Here is a 25058-nt window from a genome sequence, read left to right on the forward strand (position 1 = left end):
CCTCCTTTCCTAAAGAAATTATTTAGATTTTACTGCATTTTTTACAGTAATAAGAGCTTTTTTAGGTCCTGGAACATTACCTTTAATTAATAGTAGGTTGCGTTCAGCATCTACTTTAACGATTTCTAAGTTTTGAACAGTAACACGTTCTCCACCCATACGTCCAGGTAGTAATTTGTTTTTGAATACACGGTTTGGAGCAACTGGTCCCATTGAACCAGGGCGACGATGGTAACGTGAACCGTGAGACATAGGTCCGCGAGATTGTCCGTGGCGTTTAATAGCACCTTGGAAACCTTTACCTTTCGATACTCCTGTTACATCTACTATTTCACCTGCTGTGAAAATATCAACTTTGACTTCTTGACCAACTTCATATTGCTCTAAGTCAGCTCCACGGAATTCCCTAACGAAGCGCTTAGGAGCAGTATTAGCTTTTGCAACGTGACCTTTTTCTGGTTTGTTTGATAACTTTTCACGTTTATCAGCGAAACCTACTTGAATTGCTTCATAACCATCAGTTTCAACAGATTTCTTTTGAAGAACTACGTTTGGAGAAGCTTCAATTACAGTTACCGGAATTAAATCACCGTTTTCAGCAAATACTTGAGTCATACCAATCTTTCTTCCTAAGATTCCTTTGGTCATTAGTCACACCTCCTATATTTTTTAAGTAATTTATTTTTATATATTAAAGTTTGATTTCAATGTCAACACCTGATGGTAAGTCTAAACGCATTAACGCATCAACAGTTTGTGGTGTTGGATTAACGATATCAATTAGACGCTTATGAGTACGCATTTCAAATTGCTCACGAGAATCTTTGTATTTATGCACCGCACGAAGGATCGTGTAAACAGATTTTTCTGTTGGTAACGGAATCGGACCAGATACATTTGCACCAGAACGTTTAGCCGTTTCAACAATCTTCTCTGCAGATTGATCAAGAATTCTGTGATCATAAGCTTTTAAACGAATACGAATTTTTTGTTTTGCCATTATTTTCCCTCCTTTTCGCCAACTTTATAAGTTAGACATTTTCTCCGCAGGAATTTCCCTACACTCGCCATGGCAAAGCGGCCGGGTGTATCGGCAACCTCCTGCTTCATCGCAGTCAAAGACCAACATTTAATATTATACAAAAACCCAAACTGAAAATCAAGAAGAAATATTAATTTATTCTAGGTTTATGAACTTTTTTTATTATACACGTATAAATCCTTAAATTCAAGAACGTTTAATCTGCTAATTTTTGAAGAATCTTTGTCTATTTATAGAAATCTTCTTTCCTCTATAAATATCTTTATACTTTCTTAAAGAAATGCTTATGTATTCTATTAAAATAAAAAACGAGCGAAGATTCGCTCGTTTCCTACTTTATCTTCTATTATTTATCGATTCCAGTTACAACACCAGAACCAACTGTACGTCCACCTTCACGGATTGAGAAACGAGTTCCTTCTTCAATCGCGATTGGAGCGATAAGCTCAACAGTTAATTCAACGTTATCCCCAGGCATAACCATTTCTACGCCTTCAGGAAGTTGACAAATACCAGTTACGTCAGTTGTACGGAAGTAGAACTGAGGACGGTAGTTTGTGAAGAATGGAGTATGACGTCCACCCTCTTCTTTTGATAAAACGTAAACTTCAGCTTTGAAGTTAGTGTGTGGAGTGATAGTACCTGGTTTAGCAAGAACTTGTCCACGTTGGATATCTTCACGTGATACACCACGAAGAAGAGCACCGATGTTGTCACCAGCTTCAGCATAATCAAGAAGCTTACGGAACATTTCAACACCTGTTACAGTTGTGTTTTTAGCTTCATCAGTTAAACCGATGATGTCTACTACGTCACCAACTTTAACTTGTCCACGCTCAACACGACCTGTAGCAACTGTTCCACGACCTGTGATAGAGAATACATCCTCTATTGGCATCATGAATGGTTTGTCAGTATCACGTTCTGGAGTTGGAACATACTCATCAACTGCAGCCATAAGCTCGATGATTTTCTCTTCCCACTCAGGCTCACCTTCAAGAGCTTTAAGTGCAGAACCTTTGATTACTGGTACATCATCACCAGGGAAGTCATATTCAGAAAGTAAGTCACGAACTTCCATTTCTACTAATTCTAATAATTCTTCATCGTCTACCATGTCACATTTGTTTAAGAATACAACAAGGTAAGGTACACCTACGTTACGTGATAAAAGAATGTGCTCACGAGTTTGTGGCATTGGGCCGTCAGCAGCAGATACTACTAAGATCCCGCCGTCCATTTGAGCAGCACCAGTGATCATGTTTTTAACGTAGTCAGCATGTCCTGGGCAGTCAACGTGTGCATAGTGACGGTTAGCTGTTTCATACTCAACGTGTGAAGTATTGATTGTAATACCACGCTCACGTTCTTCTGGAGCAGCATCGATTTGATCATAACCTTTTGCTTCACCGCCGCCTGCTTTCGCAAGAACAGTTGTGATTGCTGCAGTTAAAGTTGTTTTACCATGGTCAACGTGTCCGATTGTACCAATATTAGCATGCGTTTTCGAACGGTCGAATTTTTCTTTACCCATTCTAAAATTCCTCCTTAGAGTTGAATTAATTTTTAATTTTAAGGTTTTATGTAACAGAAAGTGGAGAAATATTCATCACTTTCTGTTCTCATATAAGTAGTTATACTTCAATAAAAGTGGAAAATCAATTACTCACCTTTATTTTTTTTAATAATCTCTTCTGAAACTGATTTTGGTACTTCTTCATAGTGGTCAAAAGTCATTGTGAATACACCACGACCTTGTGTGTTAGAACGTAATGAAGTTGCATATCCAAACATTTCAGAAAGTGGAACCATCGCACGTACTACTTGTGCATTACCACGAGCTTCCATACCTTCTACACGGCCACGGCGAGCAGTGATTCCACCCATTGTGTCACCCATGTACTCCTCTGGAATTACAACTTCAACCTTCATAACAGGTTCAAGAATTACAGGCTTACATTTAGAAGCAGCGCTTTTAAGTGCTAGTGATGCAGCAATTTTGAACGCCATTTCACTTGAGTCAACATCATGGTATGAACCGTCTACTAATGCAGCTTTAATATCCACTAATGGATAGCCTGCTAATACACCGTTTTGCATTGAGTCTTCAAGACCAGCCCCAACAGCAGGTATATACTCACGAGGTACAACCCCACCGACGATTTTGTTTTCAAATTCGAAACCTTTACCTTCTTCGTTAGGCTCAAACTCGATCCATACATGTCCAAACTGTCCACGTCCACCAGATTGACGAGCAAATTTACCTTCAACTCTTGCAGATCCACGGAATGTTTCACGGTAAGCAACTTGTGGCGCACCAACATTTGCTTCTACCTTGAATTCACGTTTCATACGGTCTACAAGAACATCTAAGTGTAACTCACCCATACCAGCGATAATCGTTTGACCAGTTTCTGGATCTGTATGCGCACGGAATGTCGGGTCTTCTTCTTGAAGTTTTTGTAAAGCAGTAGACATTTTATCTTGGTCTGCTTTAGATTTTGGTTCAACAGAAAGTTGAATAACAGGTTCTGGGAATTGCATAGACTCTAAGATAACAGGGTTTTTGTCATCACATAAAGTATCACCAGTAGTAGTATCTTTAAGACCTACTGCTGCTGCAATGTCACCAGAGTGAACTACCGAAATCTCTTCACGGCTGTTTGCGTGCATTTGTAGAATACGACCTACACGTTCACGTTTACCTTTTGTTGAGTTTTGAATATATGATCCAGAATTTAATGTACCAGAGTACACACGGAAGAATGTCAATTTACCAACGAAAGGATCTGTCATTACTTTGAATGCTAATGCAGAGAATGGGCCTTCATCATCAGACTCACGAACAACTTCTTCTTCAGTTCCAGGAACAGTACCCTTAATAGCTGGTACGTCTGTTGGCGCTGGAAGATAGTCGATCACTGCATCTAGCATTTTTTGAACACCTTTATTTTTGAAAGCAGATCCACATACTACTGGGAAGAACTCAACGTTTAATGTACCTTTACGGATAGCTGCTCTAACCTCTTCATTAGTAAGCTCTTCTCCACCAAGATATTTTTCCATTAAGTCTTCATCAAGTTCTGCTACTGCTTCAACTAATTTTTCACGGTATTCATTCGCTTGATCTAGATATTCTTCAGGAATTTCTCTTTCCTCGATATCAGTACCTAAATCATTGCCGTAGAATGTTGCTTTCATTTCAACTAAATCGATAATTCCTTCGAATTGATCCTCTGCACCGATTGGTAATTGAATCGGATGTGCATTTGCTTGAAGACGATCATGAAGTGTGCCGATAGAATATAAGAAATCCGCACCGATTTTATCCATTTTGTTAACGAAAACAACACGTGGAACTCCATAAGTTGTTGCTTGACGCCAAACTGTTTCAGTTTGTGGCTCAACACCTGATTGAGCATCAAGAACAGCTACAGCACCATCAAGTACACGTAAAGAACGCTCAACTTCAACAGTGAAGTCTACGTGTCCTGGTGTATCGATAATGTTAACGCGGTTACCTTTCCACTGTGCAGTTGTTGCAGCAGAAGTGATCGTGATACCACGCTCTTGTTCCTGCTCCATCCAGTCCATTTGTGCCCCACCTTCGTGAGTTTCACCAATTTTATGGATTTTACCAGTGTAGTAAAGAATACGCTCAGTAGTTGTTGTTTTACCAGCGTCGATATGAGCCATAATACCAATATTACGGGTATTTTCTAAGGAGAACTCTCTTGCCATTTGGTAATTTCTCCTTCCTTTTTAGGAATTAGTTTATTTAATAGTGTATAGATTACCAGCGATAGTGAGCAAATGCTTTATTTGCTTCAGCCATTTTATGTGTATCTTCACGTTTCTTAACAGCAGCACCAGTGTTGTTAGCTGCATCAAGAATTTCGTTAGCTAAACGTTCTTCCATTGTTTTCTCTCCGCGAAGACGAGCGTAGTTAACTAACCAGCGAAGACCTAAAGTTGTACGACGGTCTGGACGTACTTCTACAGGTACTTGGTAGTTAGCACCACCAACACGACGAGCTTTAACTTCAAGAACTGGCATAATATTTTTAAGTGCTTGTTCAAACACTTCCATTGCATCATTGCCAGAACGTTCTTTGATTAGGTCAAAAGCGTTGTAAAGAACAGATTGTGCTTTACCTCTTTTTCCGTCGATCATAATTCTGTTAACTAAACGTGTAACAAGCTTTGAATTGTAAAGTGGATCTGGTAACACGTCTCTTTTTGTTACAGGACCTTTACGTGGCATGTTATTTCCTCCCTTCATCCTTTTTTCATAGAATGATTATATTTTTTTAATTATTTAGCAGCAGCTTTAGGCTTTTTAGTTCCGTATTTAGAACGGCTTTGTTTACGGTTCTCAACACCAGCTGTGTCAAGCGCACCACGAACGATGTGATAACGTACCCCCGGTAAGTCTTTTACACGACCGCCACGGATAAGTACTACACTGTGTTCTTGTAAGTTATGTCCGATACCAGGAATGTAAGCTGTTACCTCAATTCCATTAGTTAAACGAACACGAGCATATTTACGAAGCGCTGAGTTTGGTTTCTTAGGCGTCATCGTACCTACACGAGTACATACACCGCGTTTTTGTGGTGATGACACGTTAGTTTGCTCTTTCTTAAAGCTGTTATAACCTTTATTTAAAGCTGGTGAGTCAGAGTTTTCAACTTTGCTCACACGACCTTTACGTACTAATTGGTTAATAGTAGGCATTTTATTGTCCTCCCCTCTCATTTTTTAATACCACACATCCAGGTGGTTCATATTTTAGCAAAAACAAAGTTTTTGCAACAAAGATCATCTTTATGCAAAAACAGTTTTTTCACTTAATTATAGCTACAGCCGCTGCTCCAACTTCTATTCCACTGATCTTACCCAGTTCTTTCATAGAAGATACGATTGTTATAGGAACCTGCTTTTCCTCTGCAGTTTGAATAACAATAGATGTTATTTCTGTATCTGCATCTTCTGCAATAACAATTTCCCTAACTTCATTGTTTAACAGAGCTTTAACTGTTTGCTTAGCACCAACAGTAATAATTTGTGCCTGTGATACTTTTTCATAAGACATAAAACTATATCCTCCAAAGTAACAGGTTTAAGATTTCAGCACCTTGAATATATTATCATTGGTAGAGATAGATGTCAATAATTCCTTCGAAAAAAAATCTTAACATCTATCTCTATATTATTTTTATTCTACAGTTACTGTTTGTTCAGTTGATTCTATTTTAGAAATTGGGTTAACTTGACGGTAGCGTGGCATACCAGTACCAGCTGGAACAAGTTTACCAATAATAACATTTTCTTTCAGTCCTAGTAACTCATCGCGCTTACCTTTAATAGCAGCATCTGTTAAGACACGAGTCGTTTCTTGGAAGGATGCAGCAGATAGGAATGAATCAGTCTCAAGAGATGCTTTCGTAATTCCAAGCAATACTGGACGGCCAGTAGCTGGACGGCCACCTTTAAGAAGAACTTTTTCATTTGCGTCTGTAAATTGATGAACATCGAGTAATGTACCCGGTAATACATCTGTATCTCCCGCATCTGCTACTCTTACTTTACGCAGCATTTGACGAACCATTACCTCAACGTGCTTATCACCAATTTCTACCCCTTGCATACGGTATACCTTTTGAACTTCACGAAGTAAATAATCTTGTACAGCAGCTAAGCCTTTAACTTTTATCAGTTCTTTTGGATCAATAGAACCTTCCGTTAACACTTGACCACTTTCAATCTTATCGCCTTCAGCAACTTTCAAACGCGCATTGTAAGGCGCAGTATATGAACGAGTCTCTACCTCACCTTTAATTACGACTTCCTGCTGTTTATCCCGTACTTCATTAATTTCTACTATAACACCATCAATCTCAGAAATGATCGCTTGACCTTTCGGATTTCTAGCCTCAAATAGCTCTTGAATACGAGGTAAACCTTGAGTAATATCGTCTCCTGCAACCCCACCTGTATGGAAAGTACGCATCGTTAACTGTGTTCCAGGCTCACCGATTGATTGAGCAGCAATAATACCTACAGCTTCTCCAACTTCAACCTCTGTTCCTGTTGCTAAGTTACGACCGTAACATTTCTTACATACACCGTGTCTTGTATTACATGCGAATGCAGAACGAATCCAAACTTCCTCAATACCCGCATTCACAATTTCTTCTGCAAGATCTTCAGTAATAAGTGCATTTTCCTCAACTAAAATTGCACCTGTCTCAGGATGCTTAACAGCTTTACGAGCATATCTTCCAATTAGACGTTCATCTAATCTTTCAATAACTTCATTGTCTTCTTTAATTGCTTCTGCCAGAATTCCTCGGTCTGTACCGCAGTCCTCTTCGCGGATAATAACATCTTGTGCTACGTCAACGAGACGACGAGTTAAGTAACCAGAGTCAGCAGTTTTCAGTGCTGTATCGGCAAGACCTTTACGCGCACCATGAGTTGAAATGAAGTACTCTAATACTGTTAAACCTTCTCGGAAACTTGATTTGATCGGTAATTCGATAATACGACCAGCCGGGTTGGCCATCAGACCACGCATACCAGCTAACTGTGTAAAGTTAGATGCGTTACCACGGGCACCTGAATCACTCATCATAAAGATTGGATTTCGTTTATCAAGGGAAGCCATTAACTTACTTTGAATGTTATCTTTCGCCTTACTCCAAATAGAAATAACACGTTCATAACGTTCATCTTCAGTGATTAAACCACGTCTGAATTGTTTTAAAACATTATCTACTTCAGTTTGTGCCTCACTAATGATTTCTTCCTTCTCTTTTAAAACGATGATATCAGCAACACCAACTGTGATTCCAGCTTTTGTTGAGTATCTGAAACCTAAGTTTTTAAGTCTGTCCAGCATCTTAGATGTTTCTGTAATATGGAATTTCTTGAAGATTTCCGCAATAATTCTACCAAGAATACCTTTTTTAAACGGATCCACAACCTCTTGCTTTTCGATATACTCTTTTACATTTTCTGTTGGAGAGATAAAGAATCGCTCAGGTGTTTTCTCTTCAATATTCTGTCTTGTCGGCTCATTTATATATGGGAACGATGGAGGCATAATCTCATTAAAGATCAGCTTACCTATCGTTGTAATAAGCAACATTTTATTTTGTTCTTCCGTAAATGTCTGGTTATTTAAAGAACCTGCAAGTACGGCAATTCTAGTATGCAAATGAACATAGCCATTTTGATACGCAAGCAATGCCTCATTTGTATCATTGAAGATCATTCCTTCTCCGATTACTTCTTCACGCTCTAATGTTAAGTAGTAGTTACCTAAAACCATATCTTGTGAAGGTGTTACAACCGGCTTACCATCTTTCGGGTTAAGAATGTTTTGTGCTGCAAGCATTAAAATACGCGCCTCAGCTTGTGCTTCAGATGATAAAGGTACGTGTACAGCCATTTGGTCACCATCAAAGTCAGCATTATATGCTGTACATACGAGTGGGTGAAGGCGAATTGCACGACCTTCTACTAAAGTCGGTTCAAATGCTTGAATACCTAATCTGTGTAAAGTCGGGGCACGGTTTAAAAGTACTGGGTGTTCTTTAATAACAGATTCTAAAACATCCCAAACTTCAGGTTGTACACGCTCGATTTTACGTTTTGCACTTTTTATATTATGAGCTAAGCCTTTTTCAACAAGCTCTTTCATAACGAATGGCTTAAACAGCTCAAGTGCCATTTCTTTTGGTAAACCACATTGATACATTTTCAAGTTCGGACCTACGACGATAACAGAACGACCTGAATAGTCAACACGTTTACCTAATAAGTTTTGACGGAAACGACCTTGTTTTCCTTTTAACATATGTGAAAGGGATTTTAACGGTCTATTTCCTGGACCTGTAACAGGGCGTCCACGACGTCCATTATCGATTAATGCATCAACAGCCTCTTGTAGCATACGTTTCTCATTTTGCACGATAATGCTTGGAGCACCTAGGTCTAAAAGACGTTTTAAACGGTTATTACGGTTAATAACACGACGATATAAATCATTTAAGTCAGATGTTGCAAAACGTCCTCCATCTAACTGAACCATTGGACGTAATTCTGGCGGAATAACAGGAAGCACATCTAAAATCATCCAAGATGGCTCATTTCCAGAGTTACGGAATGCTTCTAACACTTCTAAACGTTTGATCGCACGAGTTCTTCTTTGCCCTTGTGCTGTCTTTAATTCTTCTTTTAACATATCAACTTCTTTATCTAAGTCGATATCAGAAAGAAGCTTTTTAATTGCCTCTGCACCCATCGCAGCTTGGAATGTATTACCGTATTTCTCACGGTATGCTCGATATTCCTTTTCAGACAGGAGCTGTTTCTTTTCAAGAGGAGTATCACCAGTCTCAGTAGTTACATAAGAAGCAAAATAGATAACTTCCTCTAAAGCACGCGGTGACATGTCTAGCACTAATCCCATTCGACTCGGGATCCCTTTAAAGTACCAGATGTGAGAAACAGGGGCAGCAAGCTCAATATGCCCCATACGCTCACGACGGACTTTTGCACGTGTTACTTCAACACCACATCTGTCACAAACGACACCTTTATAACGTACACGTTTATATTTTCCACAATGACATTCCCAGTCCTTTTGTGGTCCGAAAATACGCTCACAGAATAGACCGTCTTTTTCAGGCTTTAACGTTCGATAATTTATAGTTTCAGGCTTCTTAACTTCCCCAAATGACCACGAACGAATCTTATCGGGTGAAGCAAGACCAATGTTCATATATTCAAAGTTATTTACATCTAACAAGGGGCCTACCTCCCTTTTCATCTTCAGGTTCTACCCTTATTGCACAACTACATATTAATTAAGTTTATTCTTTAATGACTGCGTCTTTTTCCTTTTCCGCACTTTCAGTCTCTTCTTCTAGTTGATTATTGACTGCCAGACCTTCAGCTTCGCCTGTTTCTTCATCATCTTCAAGGTCTCTCATCTCAATTTCTTGTTCATCACTAGATAAAATTTTAACGTCCATACCTAAACTTTGAAGCTCTTTAATTAATACTTTGAATGATTCAGGAACCCCAGGTTCAGGGACGTTTTCACCTTTAACAATTGCCTCATATGTTTTCACACGACCGACAACGTCATCAGATTTAACTGTTAAAATTTCTTGAAGAGTATATGCAGCACCATAAGCCTCAAGTGCCCATACTTCCATCTCTCCAAAACGCTGACCACCGAATTGAGCTTTACCTCCAAGCGGCTGCTGCGTAACGAGTGAGTATGGTCCTGTAGAACGTGCGTGCAGCTTGTCATCAACCATATGAGCAAGCTTGATCATATACATGATTCCTACTGATACACGGTTATCAAATGGTTCACCTGTACGGCCATCATAAAGAACTGTTTTCGCATCTCTTGCCATACCAGCTTCTTCAAGCGTTGACCATACATCTTCCTCAGTAGCACCGTCAAATACCGGTGATGCTACATGCAGACCTAATTTTCTTGCAGCCATACCTAAGTGCAGCTCTAACACTTGACCGATATTCATACGAGATGGTACCCCTAATGGGTTTAACATGATATCAACTGGTGTGCCATCTGGTAAATACGGCATATCTTCTTCAGGTAAAATACGTGAGATAACACCTTTATTACCGTGACGTCCGGCCATTTTATCCCCTTCAGAAATTTTACGCTTCTGAACGATATAAACACGAACAAGCTGGTTTACACCTGGTGGTAACTCATCACCGTCTTCACGGTTGAAAACTTTCACATCAAGAACGATACCGCCGCCGCCATGTGGAACACGAAGCGATGTATCACGGACTTCACGAGCCTTTTCACCGAATATTGCATGTAATAAGCGCTCTTCAGCTGTAAGCTCAGTTACACCTTTAGGAGTTACTTTACCAACAAGAAGATCACCATCTTTTACTTCTGCACCAATTCGTACAATACCACGGTCATCTAAATTACGAAGTGCATCTTCCCCAACGTTAGGAATATCACGTGTAATTTCTTCAGGCCCGAGTTTCGTATCCCTTGATTCTGATTCATACTCTTCAATATGAATAGATGTATATACGTCATCTTTTACGAGGCGCTCACTCATGATGATAGCATCCTCATAGTTGTATCCATCCCATGTCATAAAGGCAACCATTACGTTTCGACCTAATGCAAGTTCACCTTTTTCCATTGATGGACCATCTGCTAAAATTTCACCTTTTACAACTTCATCGCCAACGCTTACGATTGGACGCTGGTTGTAACATGTTCCTTGGTTAGAACGGATAAATTTAAGCATTCTATATTTATCTAAATTACCTTTAACTTTTTGACCATTCACTTCTTCGTAACGACGCACCAAAACATTTTTGGCTTCTACTTTCTCTACAACACCCGGGTATTTACAAATAACTGCAGCACCTGAGTCTTTACCAGAAACATATTCCATACCAGTACCAACAATCGGTGCTTCCGGCTGCATAAGAGGTACAGCTTGCCTTTGCATGTTCGCACCCATTAACGCACGGTTAGAGTCATCGTTTTCTAAGAATGGGATACATGCTGTTGCGGCAGAAACAACTTGCTTCGGTGATACATCCATATAGTCCACTCTGTCGCGATGAACAACAGTGTTTTCCCCACGGAAACGAGCAACGATATCTTCCTCAACGAATGAACCATCATCGCCTAAGATAACATTCGCCTGTGCAACTACATAGTTATCTTCTTCATCAGCAGTTAAATAATCGATTCGCTGTGTCACCTTTCCAGTTTCAGGGTCAACTCTTCTGTAAGGAGTTTCGATGAAACCAAAACGGTTCACTTTTGCATAAGATGAAAGCGAGTTAATAAGTCCAATGTTAGGACCCTCCGGTGTTTCAATCGGACACATACGACCATAGTGAGAGTAGTGAACATCACGAACTTCGAATCCCGCACGTTCACGTGTTAAACCACCTGGTCCTAATGCTGATAAACGACGCTTATGTGTTAATTCAGCTAATGGATTCGTTTGATCCATAAACTGTGATAACTGAGAGCTACCGAAGAACTCTTTAATTGATGCAATGACAGGTCGAATATTAATTAATTGCTGCGGTGTAATTGTAGCAGTATCTTGAATTGACATTCTTTCACGAACGACACGTTCCATTCTTGATAGACCAATTCTGAATTGGTTCTGCAGGAGCTCCCCAACTGAACGAAGTCTACGGTTACCTAAGTGGTCGATATCGTCTGTGTCACCAACACCATATAAAAGGTTAAAGAAGTAACTGATAGATGCTAAAATATCAGCTGCAGTTATATTTTTAACTGCTTCTTCTACATAGGCATTTCCTAAAACATTAATAACTTTTTCTCCATCTGGATCGTTTGGAGCATAGATTTTAATAGATTGCAGTACAACCTCATCTTCAATTACTCCGCCGGATGGCAATTGTGTTTTAAACCCTACCCCGTTTTCAAGGTTTGGAATAATACGATCTAATGTTCTTCTATCAATTAACGTTCCTTTTTCCGCAATAATTTCTCCTGTTTCAGGATCAACAAGCGTCTCAGCTAAACGCTGATTAAATAAACGATTTTTAATATGAAGCTTTTTGTTTATTTTATATCGTCCAACGCTTGCTAGATCATAGCGTTTTGGATCGAAAAATCTAGATTCTAATAAGCTTTTTGCATTATCTACTGTCGGCGGCTCACCAGGGCGCAGACGCTCGTAGATTTCTAATAAAGCTTTTTCAGTACTTTCTGTGTTATCTTTATCTAACGTATTTCTTAAGTACTCATTCTCACCTAATAATTCGGTGATTTCTTGATCAGAGCCAAACCCAAGAGCACGTAAAAGCACTGTAACAGGCAGCTTTCTCGTACGGTCAATACGAACATATACAACATCTTTTGCATCTGTTTCATATTCTAACCAAGCTCCACGGTTTGGTATGACAGTTGCAGTAAAGCCTCTTTTACCGTTTTTATCAACTTTACCACTGTAATAAACACTTGGTGAACGCACTAATTGGGAAACAATAACACGTTCAGCACCATTAATTACAAATGTACCTGTCTCAGTCATAAGTGGGAAATCTCCCATAAAGACATCTTGATCTTTTACTTCACCGGTTTCTTTGTTGATCAAACGCACCTTCACACGTAGTGGTGCTGAATAGGTAACATCGCGCTCTTTTGATTCTTCAACAGAATACTTAGGATCACCCAAGCTATAATCGATAAATTCCAGCGAGAGGTTACCAGTAAAATCCTCAATTGGAGAAATATCCTGAAACATCTCTCTCAGACCCTCATCAAGAAACCACTGGTAGGAAGAGGTTTGAATTTCAATAAGATTTGGTAATTCTAATACTTCACTAATGCGTGCATAACTCCTACGTTGGCGGTGTCGTCCATACTGAACTAGTTGACCTATCAACTGATTCACCCCTCAAATCAAGCGTATTATTCTTGCTTTACATTCTCGTTCCAAAACTTTCTATAAAAACAGATAAGAGAATCAATAGACAATTCTCTCAATTTCCAATATCATGTATACAATACCATATAGAAAGCTAGAAAAAAAATATATGCAAGGAAAAAACAAAAAGAAAAAGGGCTTCTTCATAGAAAACCACATTTTACAAACGAACTATTGATTTTATTAGCTTTTCCAATGTATCATTATTTCATACTTAAAAAAATAGATACTTATGGAAATTATATATTGGCATTTTACAATGTTATCACAACTCGAATACCGAGTCAATTATTTTCGAGCCATTATAATATAATAGCCTTTTTTCTTCTCAACAACTTCTACTTCAGCAAATAATTCCTTCATCTTCTCGATCGCCGATGGAGCACCTTGTTTTTTCTGAATAACGACCCACAACTCTCCGTCCTCCACTAAACAACGATAACTTTTCTCAAAAATTTCATGAACTACCTTTTTCCCAGCACGAATCGGGGGGTTTGTTAAAATAGCTGCAAATTTTTGATCTTGCACTCGTTCGAAAAGATTACTCTGATAAATATTAACATTCGAAATACTGTTTAGCTTAGCATTATCCTTAGCCAATTCAACAGCTCTTTCATTAATATCAATCATCTGCACTTCTCTTTCATATTGTTTAGCAATCGCTAAACCAATAGGTCCATATCCGCAACCTACATCAAGAACAGCTCCAGACACCTCTGGCATTACAAATGTTTCAATTAATAATTTCGAGCCGAAATCAACTTCATTTTTCGAAAAAACTCCACGGTCACTTTGAAATGTAAATGAATGATTACACAGAACATACTTCCAAGTTTTGCGATCACTTTCAACCGTCGGCTTTTCAGAATAGTAATGTTCACTCATTATGAACACATCCTATCATGAGATTTTTAGCGTGTAAAAAAGCTCGCCACATATATAGCGAGCTTTTCATATTAATAGAAATTAATTACTTAACTTCTACGTCAGCGCCAACTTCTTCAAGTTTAGCTTTTGCTTCTTCAGCTTCTTCTTTAGTGATGCCTTCTTTAAGTGCTTTTGGAGTGTTATCTACTAGTTCTTTAGCTTCTTTTAAGCCAAGACCAGTGATTTCACGTACAACTTTGATAACTTTGATTTTTTGAGCGCCTGCACCAGTAAGTACAAGATCAAATTCAGTTTGCTCAGCAGCAGCTTCTCCACCAGCAGCACCAACAACAGCTACAGGAGCTGCAGCAGTTACACCAAATTCTTCTTCGATTGCTTTAACTAAGTCATTTAATTCTAAAACAGTCATGCTTTTAACTGCTTCAATGATTTGTTCTTGAGTCATTGTTAATTTCCTCCTTATTATTCCTTAATAATTTATTAAAATTCGATTAATGGACAAAGTGAATTATTATGCACCTTGTTCTTCTTTTTGATCTGCAACAGCTTTTGTAGCAAGAGCGAAGTTGCGGATCGGAGCTTGAAGAACGCTAAGCAACATAGAAAGTAAACCTTCTCTTGATGGAAGTTCAGCAAGAGCTTTAACTTCTTCAACAGTTGCAACATTTCCTTCAATAACACCAGCTTTAATTTCTAATGCTTCGTGTTTTTTAGCGAAGTCATTAAGAATTTTTGCTGGAGCAACTACATCTTCACTGCCGAAAGCGATAGCATTCGGTCCAGTTAATGCATCTTCGATACCAGTAAGACCAGCTTTTTCGAAAGCACGGCGTGTCATTGTATTTTTGTATACTTTAAAATCAATGCCAGCTTCACGTAATTGCTTACGTAATTCCGTTACTTCAGAAACGTTAAGACCACGGTAATCTACGATAACTGTAGATTTACTTGCAGTTAATTTCTCAGCAATTTCATCTACGATCTGTTTCTTTGTTTCAATGATAGTACTGCTCATCGTTACACCTCCTGTAGTTTCATCGCGAAATACTAAACCGTTTGGTGTGACTGTGTATTCAATATTAAAACCTCCATGAAGACATGGAGGTTGTATATACTTGTATAATAAGAAATTCTTATTTACATAATACACCTCGGTAGGAAATTAAGCTAAGCTAGCACCTACTGTCTACGGTATAGCGATTTATTTAGTTAAACAACATGGATTATTATATTAAAAAATTCTCATGAAGTCAATAAAAATTAATTAAAAAGTAGAAACGTCTACTTTAACACCAGGTCCCATTGTTGAAGTTGCAGCAACGCTCTTCATGAAAGTACCTTTAGCAGCAGCCGGTTTCGCTTTTAATAAAGTCTCATAAACAGTTGTGAAGTTCTCAACTAATTTATTATCTTCGAAAGATACTTTACCGATTGGAACATGAATGATTCCAGCTTTATCTAAACGGTATTCAACTTTACCTGCTTTGATTTCATTGATCGCTTTTTCAACGTCAAATGTAACAGTTCCTGTTTTAGGGTTTGGCATTAAACCTTTTGGTCCTAATACACGACCGATTTTACCAACTTCACCCATCATATCAGGTGTAGCAACGATTACATCGAACTCGAACCAGCCTTGTTGGATTTTAGCGATATAGTCTGCATCACCTACATAGTCTGCACCAGCAGCTTCTGCTTCTTTCGCTTTTTCACCTTTAGCAAAAACTAATACACGTTGAGTTTTACCAGTTCCGTTTGGAAGTACAACTGCACCACGGATTTGTTGGTCAGCTTTCTTAGGGTCAACGCCTAAACGGAATGCTACTTCAACTGTTGCATCAAATTTAACAACACTTGTTTTTTTAACTAAATCAACTGCTTCAGCAACTGAATATACTTTTGTACGGTCTACAAGCTTCGCAGCTTCTACGTACTTTTTACCTTTTTTAGCCATTATATTTTCCTCCTTAGTGGTTTTAGCGGAATAACCTCCCACGAATAAAGGTTGCGAACTGGAGAACACCAAACCCGCAACCTACACATTCCTAACTAATTAAAATTAGTCTTCGATAACGATACCCATACTGCGCGCAGTACCTTCAACCATACGCATAGCTGATTCAACATTTGCCGCATTTAAGTCAGGCATTTTTGTTTCAGCGATTTCACGTACTTTGTCACGCTTAACTGTCGCAACTTTATTACGGTTTGGTTCACCAGAACCAGACTCAATACCAGCTGCCTTTTTAAGTAAAACTGCAGCAGGAGGAGTTTTCGTAATAAATGTAAATGAACGGTCCTCGAATACCGTGATTTCAACAGGAATAATTAATCCAGCTTGATCAGCTGTACGAGCATTAAATTCTTTACAGAATCCCATGATGTTTACACCAGCTTGACCTAATGCAGGACCTACAGGTGGAGCAGGGTTTGCTTTCCCAGCAGGGATTTGTAATTTAACAATTTTAATTACTTTTTTAGCCACGAGACACACCTCCTTAAGTCCGTGATGTGGTAATTGGGATATACCCTCCCACTCATCAACTCATTCTTTATATGAATGACAAAAATAAATCAAGTTTTTCGCCTCAATATTTGAGACGTACTGACTTTAGAAATATTACCACTATTCAAGTTCTATTTCAAGTTTTTTTCAATTATAATTTAGTAACTTGTGTAAAATCCAATTCTACTGGCGTTTCACGACCGAACATATTAACAAGAACTTTAATTTTGCTCTTATCATAATCAATCTCTTCAATCGTGCCTGTAAAATTAGCAAACGGTCCTTCTGCCACTTGAACAGTTTCATTCAATTCGAAATCAAATTCAATCTTGCCTTCTTCCATACCCATGCGTTTTAGCAGAAACTCTACTTCTTCTTGGAGTAATGGAGTTGGTTTTGAACCATGACCAGCAGAACCTACGAATCCCGTCACACCAGGTGTATTACGTACAACATACCATGAATCATCTGTCATAACAATTTCAACTAATACATAACCCGGGAAAACTTTCTTCTTCGTAACTTTCTTTTTACCATTCTTAATCTCTGTTTCTTCCTCTTCAGGCACAACAACTCGGAAGATCTTATCTTGCATTCCCATTGACTCAACACGTTTTTCAAGATTCGCCTTCACTTTATTCTCATAGCCAGAATATGTGTGTACAACATACCAGTTCTTTTCCATATGTCAGGACAGTTTGTCCTTCCCTCCCCACCAATCATCACTTTCGAAACTTACAATCTCATTTTCGACAGAACGTTTGAACTTTTTTAAACAATGAAAAAACCCGCTAAACGGGTTTTGCAGACAGAAAATATATCTACTATTATAGCACGGATTAGTTCGGATTATTCAAGAATTAAACGAATTAATGAAGAAATTCCTAAATCAACGACCGCAAAAAAGATTCCTGCGAATACAACAGTTGTAATTACTGTGATTGTATAACGGGATAATTCCTTTCCTTTTGGCCAACTAACCTTTTTCATTTCACGAGCTACATCTCGGAAAAAATTAAATATACGTTGCATCTATGCTTACCCCCAAGAGAATTTGGAAACCTTGCAAAATTTAAAGTAAAATAGATTCAAATAGTCAGAACATAAATAATTACTTCGTTTCACAGTGATCAGTGTGAGAGTTACATACTTTACAGAATTTTTTAATGATAAGTCTTTCTGTATGATCTGTTGTATTTTTCATTGTTGTATAATTGCGACTTCCACAATCTGCACAAGATAAAGTAACCTTTTTGCGCATTTTTCCTCACCTGCCGAAACGATTTTATTCTTTTAAAACTTTATCACAGCGATGTTTTTTCGTCAATAAAACTAAAAAAGCGCAAGGAATTCAACCAAACATCTTAACTAGAGGTTAAAACTCACTTTATAAATTTCAACTAATTATAAACTAATTTCTCTAAGTTCAAGATAACGTTCTAATTTCCTTTTAACACGTTGTAAAGCATTATCAATCGATTTCACATGCCTGTTTAACTCTTCTGAAATTTCTTGATAAGAGCGACCGTCCAAATAAAGTACAAGAACTTTTCTTTCAAGATCACTTAATAGCTCGCCCATCTTCACTTCAATATCATCGAACTCTTCCTGATTAATAATGAGTTCCTCCGGGTCAGTAACTTTCGCTCCAGAAATAACATCCATTAACGTTCGATCCGACTCTTCATCATATATTGGCTTGTCCAAAGAAACATAGGAATTAAGCGGAATATGCTTTTGACGAGTTGCAGTTTTGATAGCAGTAATAATTTGGCGGGTAATACATAATTCTGCAAATGCTTTAAAAGATGAAAGCTTGTCTTCTTTAAAATCACGGATTGCCTTATAAAGGCCAATCATTCCCTCTTGAACAATGTCCTCACGATCAGCACCGATAAGAAAATATGATCTAGCCTTTGCACGAACAAAATTTCGGTATTTTGTAATTAAATAATCAAGTGCTTCACTATCTCCCCGATGAACAAGGTCAATAATCTGTTCATCTTCTAATGAACTTAAATTTTCCTTGTTGATCTTCCCCTTGTTGAACTGTAAATTCAAGCCGATCCCCCCGACTGAACGTTAGATAAGAACAGTATACAGCATTATTTTCCAAATCGTCAACCAGTTATAAATTTCCTCGTCTCCACCGCTCCAATTTCTCCATTACGTCTTTTGGAATTTGTATTTTGGATGATGGACGAGTTTCTTCAATTTCTCTTACATTTATTTGAATTCTTCCTTCAATTGCATTCATTTCGTTAAATAGCTCTCTTGCTGATTTTCTCAAAGCACCTTGTCCAAAAATGGCCCATTGTTCCGTAAAATCTGATGTGGCTACATACACTTGTGTTTTAATATTATTTAATGATATTGCCAGCTTTTCAATACGTTCATCAGCCGTTTCATTTTCTCTCGTATAAATAACTTCTACCCTATAATTTTTCTGCTTGGACTCAATGCCCTTAACAAGATGTGCATCAAAAACAATAATCACTCTGAAGCCTGTATATGCTTGATACTCTGCCATTTTCTCTATAAGTAAATCACGAGCCTCAGATAAATTAGTATTTTTTAATCTCTGAAGCTCTGGCCATGCCCCTATAATGTTATATCCATCTACTAATAGGATATCCATTTTCTCCTACTCTCCTAATGGGTGTCTCTTCCTGTAAACCTCATACATAAGGAGACTGCTAGCTACTGATGCATTTAAAGACGTCACATGTCCAACCATTGGCATTTTAACGAGGAAATCACATTTTTCTTTAATAAGACGACCTATTCCTTTCCCCTCACTGCCAATGACTAAAGCTAACGGCATCTTACCATCTAGATTTCGATAATCATCCGCTCCTTTTGCATCTGTACCAACGATCCAGACACCTTTTTCTTTTAAATCATCAATTGTTCTTGCTAAATTCGTTACCCTTGCTACTGGAATATATTCAATCGCACCTGTGGAAGCTTTTGCAACCGAACTCGTTAAACCTACCGCTCTTCTCTTCGGTATAATAATCCCATGAGCACCTACAGCGTCAGCAGTTCTCATAATAGAACCTAAATTATGAGGGTCTTCAATCTCATCTAAAATTAAAATAAATGGCTCTTCATTACGCTTTTTTGCAATATGAAGCAAATCATCTTCATGTACATATTCATAAGCAGCCACTTGTGCAATGACACCCTGGTGATTACCCTCCACCATTTGATCAATCTTTCTTTTAGGTACAAACTGTACCGTAACCCCTTTATCCTTCGCTAACGCAGTTATTTGCTGAGCCTGTCCTTTTAAGGAATTTTCAGCAATCCAAATCTTATTAATATCTCTTTCTGATTTCAACACTTCGATTACTGGATTTCGCCCAATAATATAATCTTGAGACATATGTGTACCTTCCTTCTTCCATTTCTATAAAATGAATCTTCAATCAGCTACTGATTGCTGGATGAACTTATCACACCTTTACGGACAGTTGATCCCCCACCGTTCTTCCTTGTTTTTTCGGAATACGGAGGCAGGAATCTTACTGCCTGTTAAGAGTGGGATAAAGTGAAATTAAGATTCGAATTTTTCTGAAGCTGAGGTTTACTTCTATTTATCCTCCATGAAACCGACTGAGCGTACGAATATTTGCTGCAATCTCTCTTCAGCCTTCGCTAAATAATGATAGCCGATTAACGCTTCGAACGCGGTGCTGTAACGATATGTTTGTACATCTGTATTTTTCGGTATTGTTCCTGATTTCGCATTGCGGCCTCTTCTAATAACGGCTAATTCCTCTTCTGTAAAGAAGCCTTCCTCATCCAATAAAGAATGGAGAATTTTTGATTGAGCTTTTGCAGAGACATATCTCTTCGATAAATTATGTAATTGATTAGGTCTCACGCTTCCTTTAGTTAGTAAAAAATGCCGTACATAAACCTCATATACAGCATCACCAACATATGCAAGTGCTAAGCTATTTAATTGTCTAAATTCTATATTATCTGGTAAATCAAAAAACATCCTTTATCCTCTTTTCCATCTTGTCCCTTGAGGCGTATCTTCTAAAATAATATTCATCTCTTTTAATTTATCACGAATTTCATCAGCTAACGCAAAATCTCTATCTTTTCTTGCCTGAATACGCTGTGCAATAAGATCATCAATTTCCTCATCTAACAATTCATTCTCTGCAAAAGTAATACCGAGTACATTTCCAAGCTGATCAAATTCATTTAAAAATGCTTGAACAACTTCAACAGCAGTATTTTTCTCCTGAAGATAGTAATTTGCCAGCTTTGCTAGTTCAAATAAAATCGTAATAGCATTAGCTGTATTAAAATCATCGTCCATTTCATGTCTAAACTGCTCACGTAAGCTTTTAATCTGATCAATCCAAGTACCGTCATTTTCAGTTAAGTTCGTACTGCTTTCGATTCGATGCTGTAAATTTGTATAAGAAGTTTTTAATCTTTCAAAAGCATTTTTCGTATTTTCTAATAACTCATCAGAAAAATTAATTGGATGACGATAGTGAACAGAAAGCATGAAAAAGCGGACAACCTGTGGATCATGCTTTTTAATAATATCGTTAACGAGCACAAAGTTTCCTAATGATTTAGACATCTTTTCGTTATTAATATTAATATATCCATTATGAAGCCAATACTTCGCAAATTGCTTTTCTGTTAGTGCTTCTGTTTGAGCGATTTCATTTTCATGATGTGGGAATGTTAAATCTTGCCCACCCGCATGAATATCGATTGAATCACCTAAATATTTTTTTGCCATTGCCGAGCACTCTATATGCCATCCTGGTCGCCCTTCACCCCAAGGACTAGTCCAGGCGATTTCACCTTCTTTTGCCGCTTTCCATAAAACAAAGTCAAGGGAGTCCTGTTTTTTATCTCCTACCTCAATTCGAGCTCCTACACGAAGTTCGTCAATAGACTGATGTGATAACTTACCGTAATCTTTAAATGCGCGTGTCTTATAATAAACATCCCCAGATGCCTCATATGCGTATCCTTTATCGATTAATGCTTGAATGAAATCAATAATAAGATCAATGTTCTCTGTTACACGCGGATGCACATCTGCACGCTTACAACCAAGAGCAGCGACATCTTCAAAATATGCTTCAATAAAACGGTCGGCAATAACCGGCACTGTTTCACCGAGATCATTTGCTGCCTTAATCAGCTTGTCGTCAACATCCGTAAAGTTTGATACATACTTCACATCATACCCGCTAAATTCTAAATACCGTCTCACAGTATCATATACAATTGCAGGTCTCGCATTCCCAATATGAATATAGTTATACACTGTTGGACCACAAACATACATTTTCACTTTACCTTCTTCTAAAGGTTCAAATGTTTCTTTCTGTCTCGTTAGCGTATTGTACAACTTTATTGCCATCTTCATGCCTTCCTTTCTTCGCTTGCTCCAATTCGTCTCTTAAACGATTTATTTCTTGTTCTAACTTTTTAAAACGATCTGCATCTGGATCAGGTAAATTACGGTGATCTAAATCCTGATTTACTCTTTTTCCATTTCGAATTACGACTCTTCCCGGTATTCCTACAACCGTCGAATGCTCCGGAACGTCTTTTAGTACGACAGAGCCGGCACCTATTTTAGAGTATTCACCAATTGTTATTGATCCAAGTACTTTTGCTCCGGTTGCGATTAGCGCATTATCCTTAACAGTCGGATGTCGCTTTCCTTTTTCCTTACCAGTTCCCCCAAGAGTTACACCTTGGAAAATAGTTACATCATTTCCGATTTCACAAGTTTCTCCAATTACAACACCCATACCGTGGTCAATAAAAAGCCTTCTTCCTATTTTCGCACCAGGATGTATCTCAATCCCTGTAAAAAATCTGCTGACTTGGGAGACACTTCTCGCTAAGAAAAAGAATTTTCTTTTATAAAAAGCATGTGCAATTCGATGTGCCCAAATAGCATGTAATCCAGCATACGTCAGAATGACTTCAAAATGGCTTCTTGCAGCTGGATCTTGCTCAAATACAACGTCAATATCTTCTTTCATCATTCGAAACATTATTTCCCCTCCTATCTTCTTTCAAAATATATAAAAATGAACGTTAACTTTTTATCCCAGCCTTAATGGACAGTAAAATCCTCAGTTCAAAATTCTGAGAATTCGAGGAAATTAAGCAGGGATCAACTGTCCCATAAAGGTCCAATTGTTTCAACTAACCATCAGCGAGGGATAAAGAACCCCCCCACTGATGGAAGTTTCACTTTATAATAAATACAAAAAAGCGCCTCTGCAAAATATACAGAGACGCTTAAATAGCGCGGTTCCACTCTGTTTAAGCAACTTAGAATTTCTAAATCGCCTCAACTTTAACCCTGATAACGTAGGGCAGGACGCCTTCACTTACTCATCCACTTGATTTTTAGCGAAGGGGCTCCAAGGTGCACTTCAAGTAATGCCTCTCATGAACCTTTTTCAGCCATTGAAGGTTCTCTCTAAGAAGGAAGCAAAACTTTACTCTCCTTATCAATGCAGTGTCATTATTTATTTTACTATATTACATTTTTATTAAAAAGTTAACTAGTAACTTTCGCTAATTGACTTAAAACAGTTTCTTTGCCAACAAGCTCAATTGCTTTCGGCAGGTCAGGACCATGTGTTTGACCTGTAGTCGCCACACGGATTGGCATAAATAATTTTTTCCCTTTTTGACCTGTTGCTTTTTGAACAGCCTTAATTGTCGCTTTAATATTATCAGCATTAAATTCATCCATTGCCTCAATTTCTGATGCAAATACTGTTAATACCTCATTTACTTGTTCTTCCTCAAGCACTGTCTTCGCTTCGTCATCATATGTTATCTCTTCTCTAAAGAACAGTTCACTTAAAGAAACAATCTCTGCTCCGAAGCTCATTTGATCCTGATATAAATGGATTAATTTACGAACCCATTGTGACTGTTCTTCCGTCATATCACTAGGAATTTTACCAGCTTTTATTAAATGAGGTAAAGCTAGGTCCACAACACGATCCGGATCAGCTTTCTTCATATATTGATTATTCATCCATGCCAGTTTTTGTGAATCAAATACAGCTGGTGATTTTGATAATCTTGAAGCATCAAAAATCTCAATAAGCTGCTCTTTATTATAAATTTCTTCTTCTCCACCTGGTGACCAGCCAAGAAGCGCAATAAAGTTAAACAATGCTTCATTTAAGTAACCAAGCTCTTCATATTGTTCAATAAATTGAATAATTGATTCATCTCGCTTACTTAACTTTTTACGACTTTCGTTTACAATAAGTGTCATATGTCCAAAAACCGGGATATCCCAGCCGAATGCTTCGTAAATCATTAATTGCTTCGGCGTATTGGAAATATGATCTTCCCCTCTTAAGACATGAGAGATTTTCATTAAATGATCATCAGCAGCAACAGCAAAGTTATATGTCGGTGTGCCATCTTTTTTAACGATAACAAAATCACCAATGCCATCAGATTCAAATGAAATATCGCCTTTTACGATATCATTAAACTGATAGATTTTCCCCTTTGGAACGCGGAAACGAATACTTGGCTGGCGGCCTTCTTTCTCAAACTGCTCTTGTTCTTCAACCGTTAAATTTGCATGTTTCCCAGAGTACTGCGGATTTTCGCCGCGAGCCATCTGTTCTTCTCTTTCCTTCTCAATCTCTTCTTCCGTACAGTAACACTTATATGCTAAGTTTTTATCGAGCAATTCTTCGTAAAGCTTCTTATAAATATCATTACGTTCGGATTGACGGTATGGACCATACTCACCGCCTGTATCGACGCTTTCGTCCCAATCGATGCCAAGCCATTTTAAATATTTTAACTGGCTTTCTTCTCCGCCTTCAATATTCCGCTTTTTATCTGTATCTTCAATACGAATAATAAATTTCCCATTCTGAGTTCTAGCAAATAAATAATTAAATAAAGCTGTTCTTGCATTTCCTATATGTAAATGACCTGTTGGACTTGGTGCATAGCGCACTCTCACTTCGTTTGTCATCTTTTCATCAAAACCTCCACTAAAACAATCTTTAGCAAATAAGCAGTAAAATAACCATTTTATTGTACCACCTAAAGCTTCTTCATTCAA

General features: G+C 38.0%; 24 protein-coding genes and 2 other annotated features. All 24 genes read right to left on the bottom strand.

Going from position 1 to position 25058, the window contains the following annotated elements; translation table 11 throughout:
* Window positions 1–18: 18 nt before the first annotated feature.
* On the bottom strand, window positions 19–648 hold the full coding sequence (gene rplC, locus BFA01S_RS06205) for a 50S ribosomal protein L3 (RefSeq protein WP_066227080.1): 630 nt from the start codon (window positions 646–648) through the stop codon (window positions 19–21).
* Window positions 649–691: 43 nt separating this feature from the next.
* On the bottom strand, window positions 692–1000 hold the full coding sequence (gene rpsJ / locus BFA01S_RS06210) for a 30S ribosomal protein S10 (RefSeq protein WP_053605171.1): 309 nt from the start codon (window positions 998–1000) through the stop codon (window positions 692–694).
* 388 nt (window positions 1001–1388) lie between these two features.
* A complete protein-coding gene (gene tuf / locus BFA01S_RS06215; RefSeq protein WP_066227083.1) occupies window positions 1389–2576 on the bottom strand; it encodes an elongation factor Tu in 1188 nt (395 codons plus the stop codon).
* A 128-nt stretch (window positions 2577–2704) separates the two neighbouring features.
* Complete coding sequence (gene fusA / locus BFA01S_RS06220) at window positions 2705–4783, bottom strand: elongation factor G (RefSeq protein WP_066227085.1); 2079 nt, start codon at window positions 4781–4783, stop codon at window positions 2705–2707.
* A 52-nt stretch (window positions 4784–4835) separates the two neighbouring features.
* Entirely contained in the window at window positions 4836–5306 is a 471-nt protein-coding gene (gene rpsG, locus BFA01S_RS06225; protein WP_026561216.1) for a 30S ribosomal protein S7, read from the bottom strand.
* Window positions 5307–5356: 50 nt separating this feature from the next.
* Complete coding sequence (rpsL, locus tag BFA01S_RS06230) at window positions 5357–5779, bottom strand: 30S ribosomal protein S12 (RefSeq protein ID WP_066227088.1); 423 nt, start codon at window positions 5777–5779, stop codon at window positions 5357–5359.
* Window positions 5780–5888: 109 nt separating this feature from the next.
* Window positions 5889–6137: a 50S ribosomal protein L7ae-like protein gene (locus BFA01S_RS06235; protein ID WP_066227090.1), complete on the bottom strand. Its 249-nt coding sequence runs from the start codon at window positions 6135–6137 to the stop codon at window positions 5889–5891.
* A 123-nt stretch (window positions 6138–6260) separates the two neighbouring features.
* Window positions 6261–9860, bottom strand: coding sequence for a DNA-directed RNA polymerase subunit beta' (gene rpoC, locus BFA01S_RS06240; protein WP_066227093.1), 3600 nt, complete (start codon window positions 9858–9860; stop codon window positions 6261–6263).
* Between the two features lie 64 nt (window positions 9861–9924).
* Window positions 9925–13503 (bottom strand): DNA-directed RNA polymerase subunit beta, encoded by a 3579-nt coding sequence (gene rpoB, locus BFA01S_RS06245; RefSeq protein WP_066227096.1) that lies wholly within the window; start codon window positions 13501–13503, stop codon window positions 9925–9927.
* 330 nt (window positions 13504–13833) lie between these two features.
* A complete protein-coding gene (locus tag BFA01S_RS06250; RefSeq protein WP_066227099.1) occupies window positions 13834–14430 on the bottom strand; it encodes a class I SAM-dependent methyltransferase in 597 nt (198 codons plus the stop codon).
* A gap of 85 nt (window positions 14431–14515) precedes the next feature.
* Complete coding sequence (gene rplL / locus BFA01S_RS06255; RefSeq protein WP_066227102.1) at window positions 14516–14878, bottom strand: 50S ribosomal protein L7/L12; 363 nt, start codon at window positions 14876–14878, stop codon at window positions 14516–14518.
* Window positions 14879–14944: 66 nt separating this feature from the next.
* Window positions 14945–15448 carry a 50S ribosomal protein L10 gene (gene rplJ, locus BFA01S_RS06260; RefSeq protein ID WP_066227105.1) on the bottom strand — a complete coding sequence of 168 codons (504 nt, stop codon included), beginning with the start codon at window positions 15446–15448 and terminating at the stop codon, window positions 14945–14947.
* Window positions 15449–15503: 55 nt separating this feature from the next.
* Window positions 15504–15643 (bottom strand) — a sequence feature (ribosomal protein L10 leader region).
* Window positions 15644–15697: 54 nt separating this feature from the next.
* Entirely contained in the window at window positions 15698–16387 is a 690-nt protein-coding gene (rplA, locus tag BFA01S_RS06265) for a 50S ribosomal protein L1 (RefSeq protein WP_066227107.1), read from the bottom strand.
* A 105-nt stretch (window positions 16388–16492) separates the two neighbouring features.
* Window positions 16493–16918, bottom strand: a complete 426-nt coding sequence (gene rplK, locus BFA01S_RS06270; RefSeq protein ID WP_066227109.1) for a 50S ribosomal protein L11 — start codon at window positions 16916–16918, stop codon at window positions 16493–16495.
* Window positions 16919–17090: 172 nt separating this feature from the next.
* The gene (gene nusG, locus BFA01S_RS06275; protein ID WP_066227111.1) at window positions 17091–17624 is read right to left on the bottom strand and encodes a transcription termination/antitermination protein NusG; all 534 of its coding nucleotides are present in this window, start codon (window positions 17622–17624) and stop codon (window positions 17091–17093) included.
* 164 nt (window positions 17625–17788) lie between these two features.
* Window positions 17789–17971 (bottom strand): preprotein translocase subunit SecE, encoded by a 183-nt coding sequence (gene secE, locus BFA01S_RS06280; RefSeq protein WP_066227114.1) that lies wholly within the window; start codon window positions 17969–17971, stop codon window positions 17789–17791.
* Window positions 17972–18050: 79 nt separating this feature from the next.
* Window positions 18051–18200, bottom strand: coding sequence for a 50S ribosomal protein L33 (gene rpmG / locus BFA01S_RS21775; protein ID WP_082799878.1), 150 nt, complete (start codon window positions 18198–18200; stop codon window positions 18051–18053).
* A gap of 143 nt (window positions 18201–18343) precedes the next feature.
* The gene (gene sigH / locus BFA01S_RS06285) at window positions 18344–19000 is read right to left on the bottom strand and encodes an RNA polymerase sporulation sigma factor SigH (protein WP_066227116.1); all 657 of its coding nucleotides are present in this window, start codon (window positions 18998–19000) and stop codon (window positions 18344–18346) included.
* 67 nt (window positions 19001–19067) lie between these two features.
* Complete coding sequence (locus tag BFA01S_RS06290; RefSeq protein WP_066227119.1) at window positions 19068–19577, bottom strand: NYN domain-containing protein; 510 nt, start codon at window positions 19575–19577, stop codon at window positions 19068–19070.
* Between the two features lie 6 nt (window positions 19578–19583).
* The gene (rlmB, locus tag BFA01S_RS06295; protein WP_066227120.1) at window positions 19584–20327 is read right to left on the bottom strand and encodes a 23S rRNA (guanosine(2251)-2'-O)-methyltransferase RlmB; all 744 of its coding nucleotides are present in this window, start codon (window positions 20325–20327) and stop codon (window positions 19584–19586) included.
* Between the two features lie 207 nt (window positions 20328–20534).
* The gene (locus BFA01S_RS06300; protein WP_066227121.1) at window positions 20535–20948 is read right to left on the bottom strand and encodes a Mini-ribonuclease 3; all 414 of its coding nucleotides are present in this window, start codon (window positions 20946–20948) and stop codon (window positions 20535–20537) included.
* Between the two features lie 3 nt (window positions 20949–20951).
* Complete coding sequence (cysS, locus tag BFA01S_RS06305; protein WP_066227124.1) at window positions 20952–22349, bottom strand: cysteine--tRNA ligase; 1398 nt, start codon at window positions 22347–22349, stop codon at window positions 20952–20954.
* On the bottom strand, window positions 22300–22998 hold the full coding sequence (gene cysE / locus BFA01S_RS06310) for a serine O-acetyltransferase (protein ID WP_156483546.1): 699 nt from the start codon (window positions 22996–22998) through the stop codon (window positions 22300–22302). Before cysE ends, cysS begins: the two co-directional genes overlap by 50 nt.
* 236 nt (window positions 22999–23234) lie before the next feature.
* Window positions 23235–23473 (bottom strand) — a binding site (T-box leader).
* A gap of 37 nt (window positions 23474–23510) precedes the next feature.
* A complete protein-coding gene (gene gltX, locus BFA01S_RS06315; protein WP_066227149.1) occupies window positions 23511–24968 on the bottom strand; it encodes a glutamate--tRNA ligase in 1458 nt (485 codons plus the stop codon).
* Between the last annotated feature and the right edge of the window lie 90 nt (window positions 24969–25058).

It is taken from the genome of Metabacillus fastidiosus NBRC 101226, from assembly GCF_001591625.1.
GTDB lineage: Bacteria > Bacillota > Bacilli > Bacillales > Bacillaceae > Metabacillus > Metabacillus fastidiosus.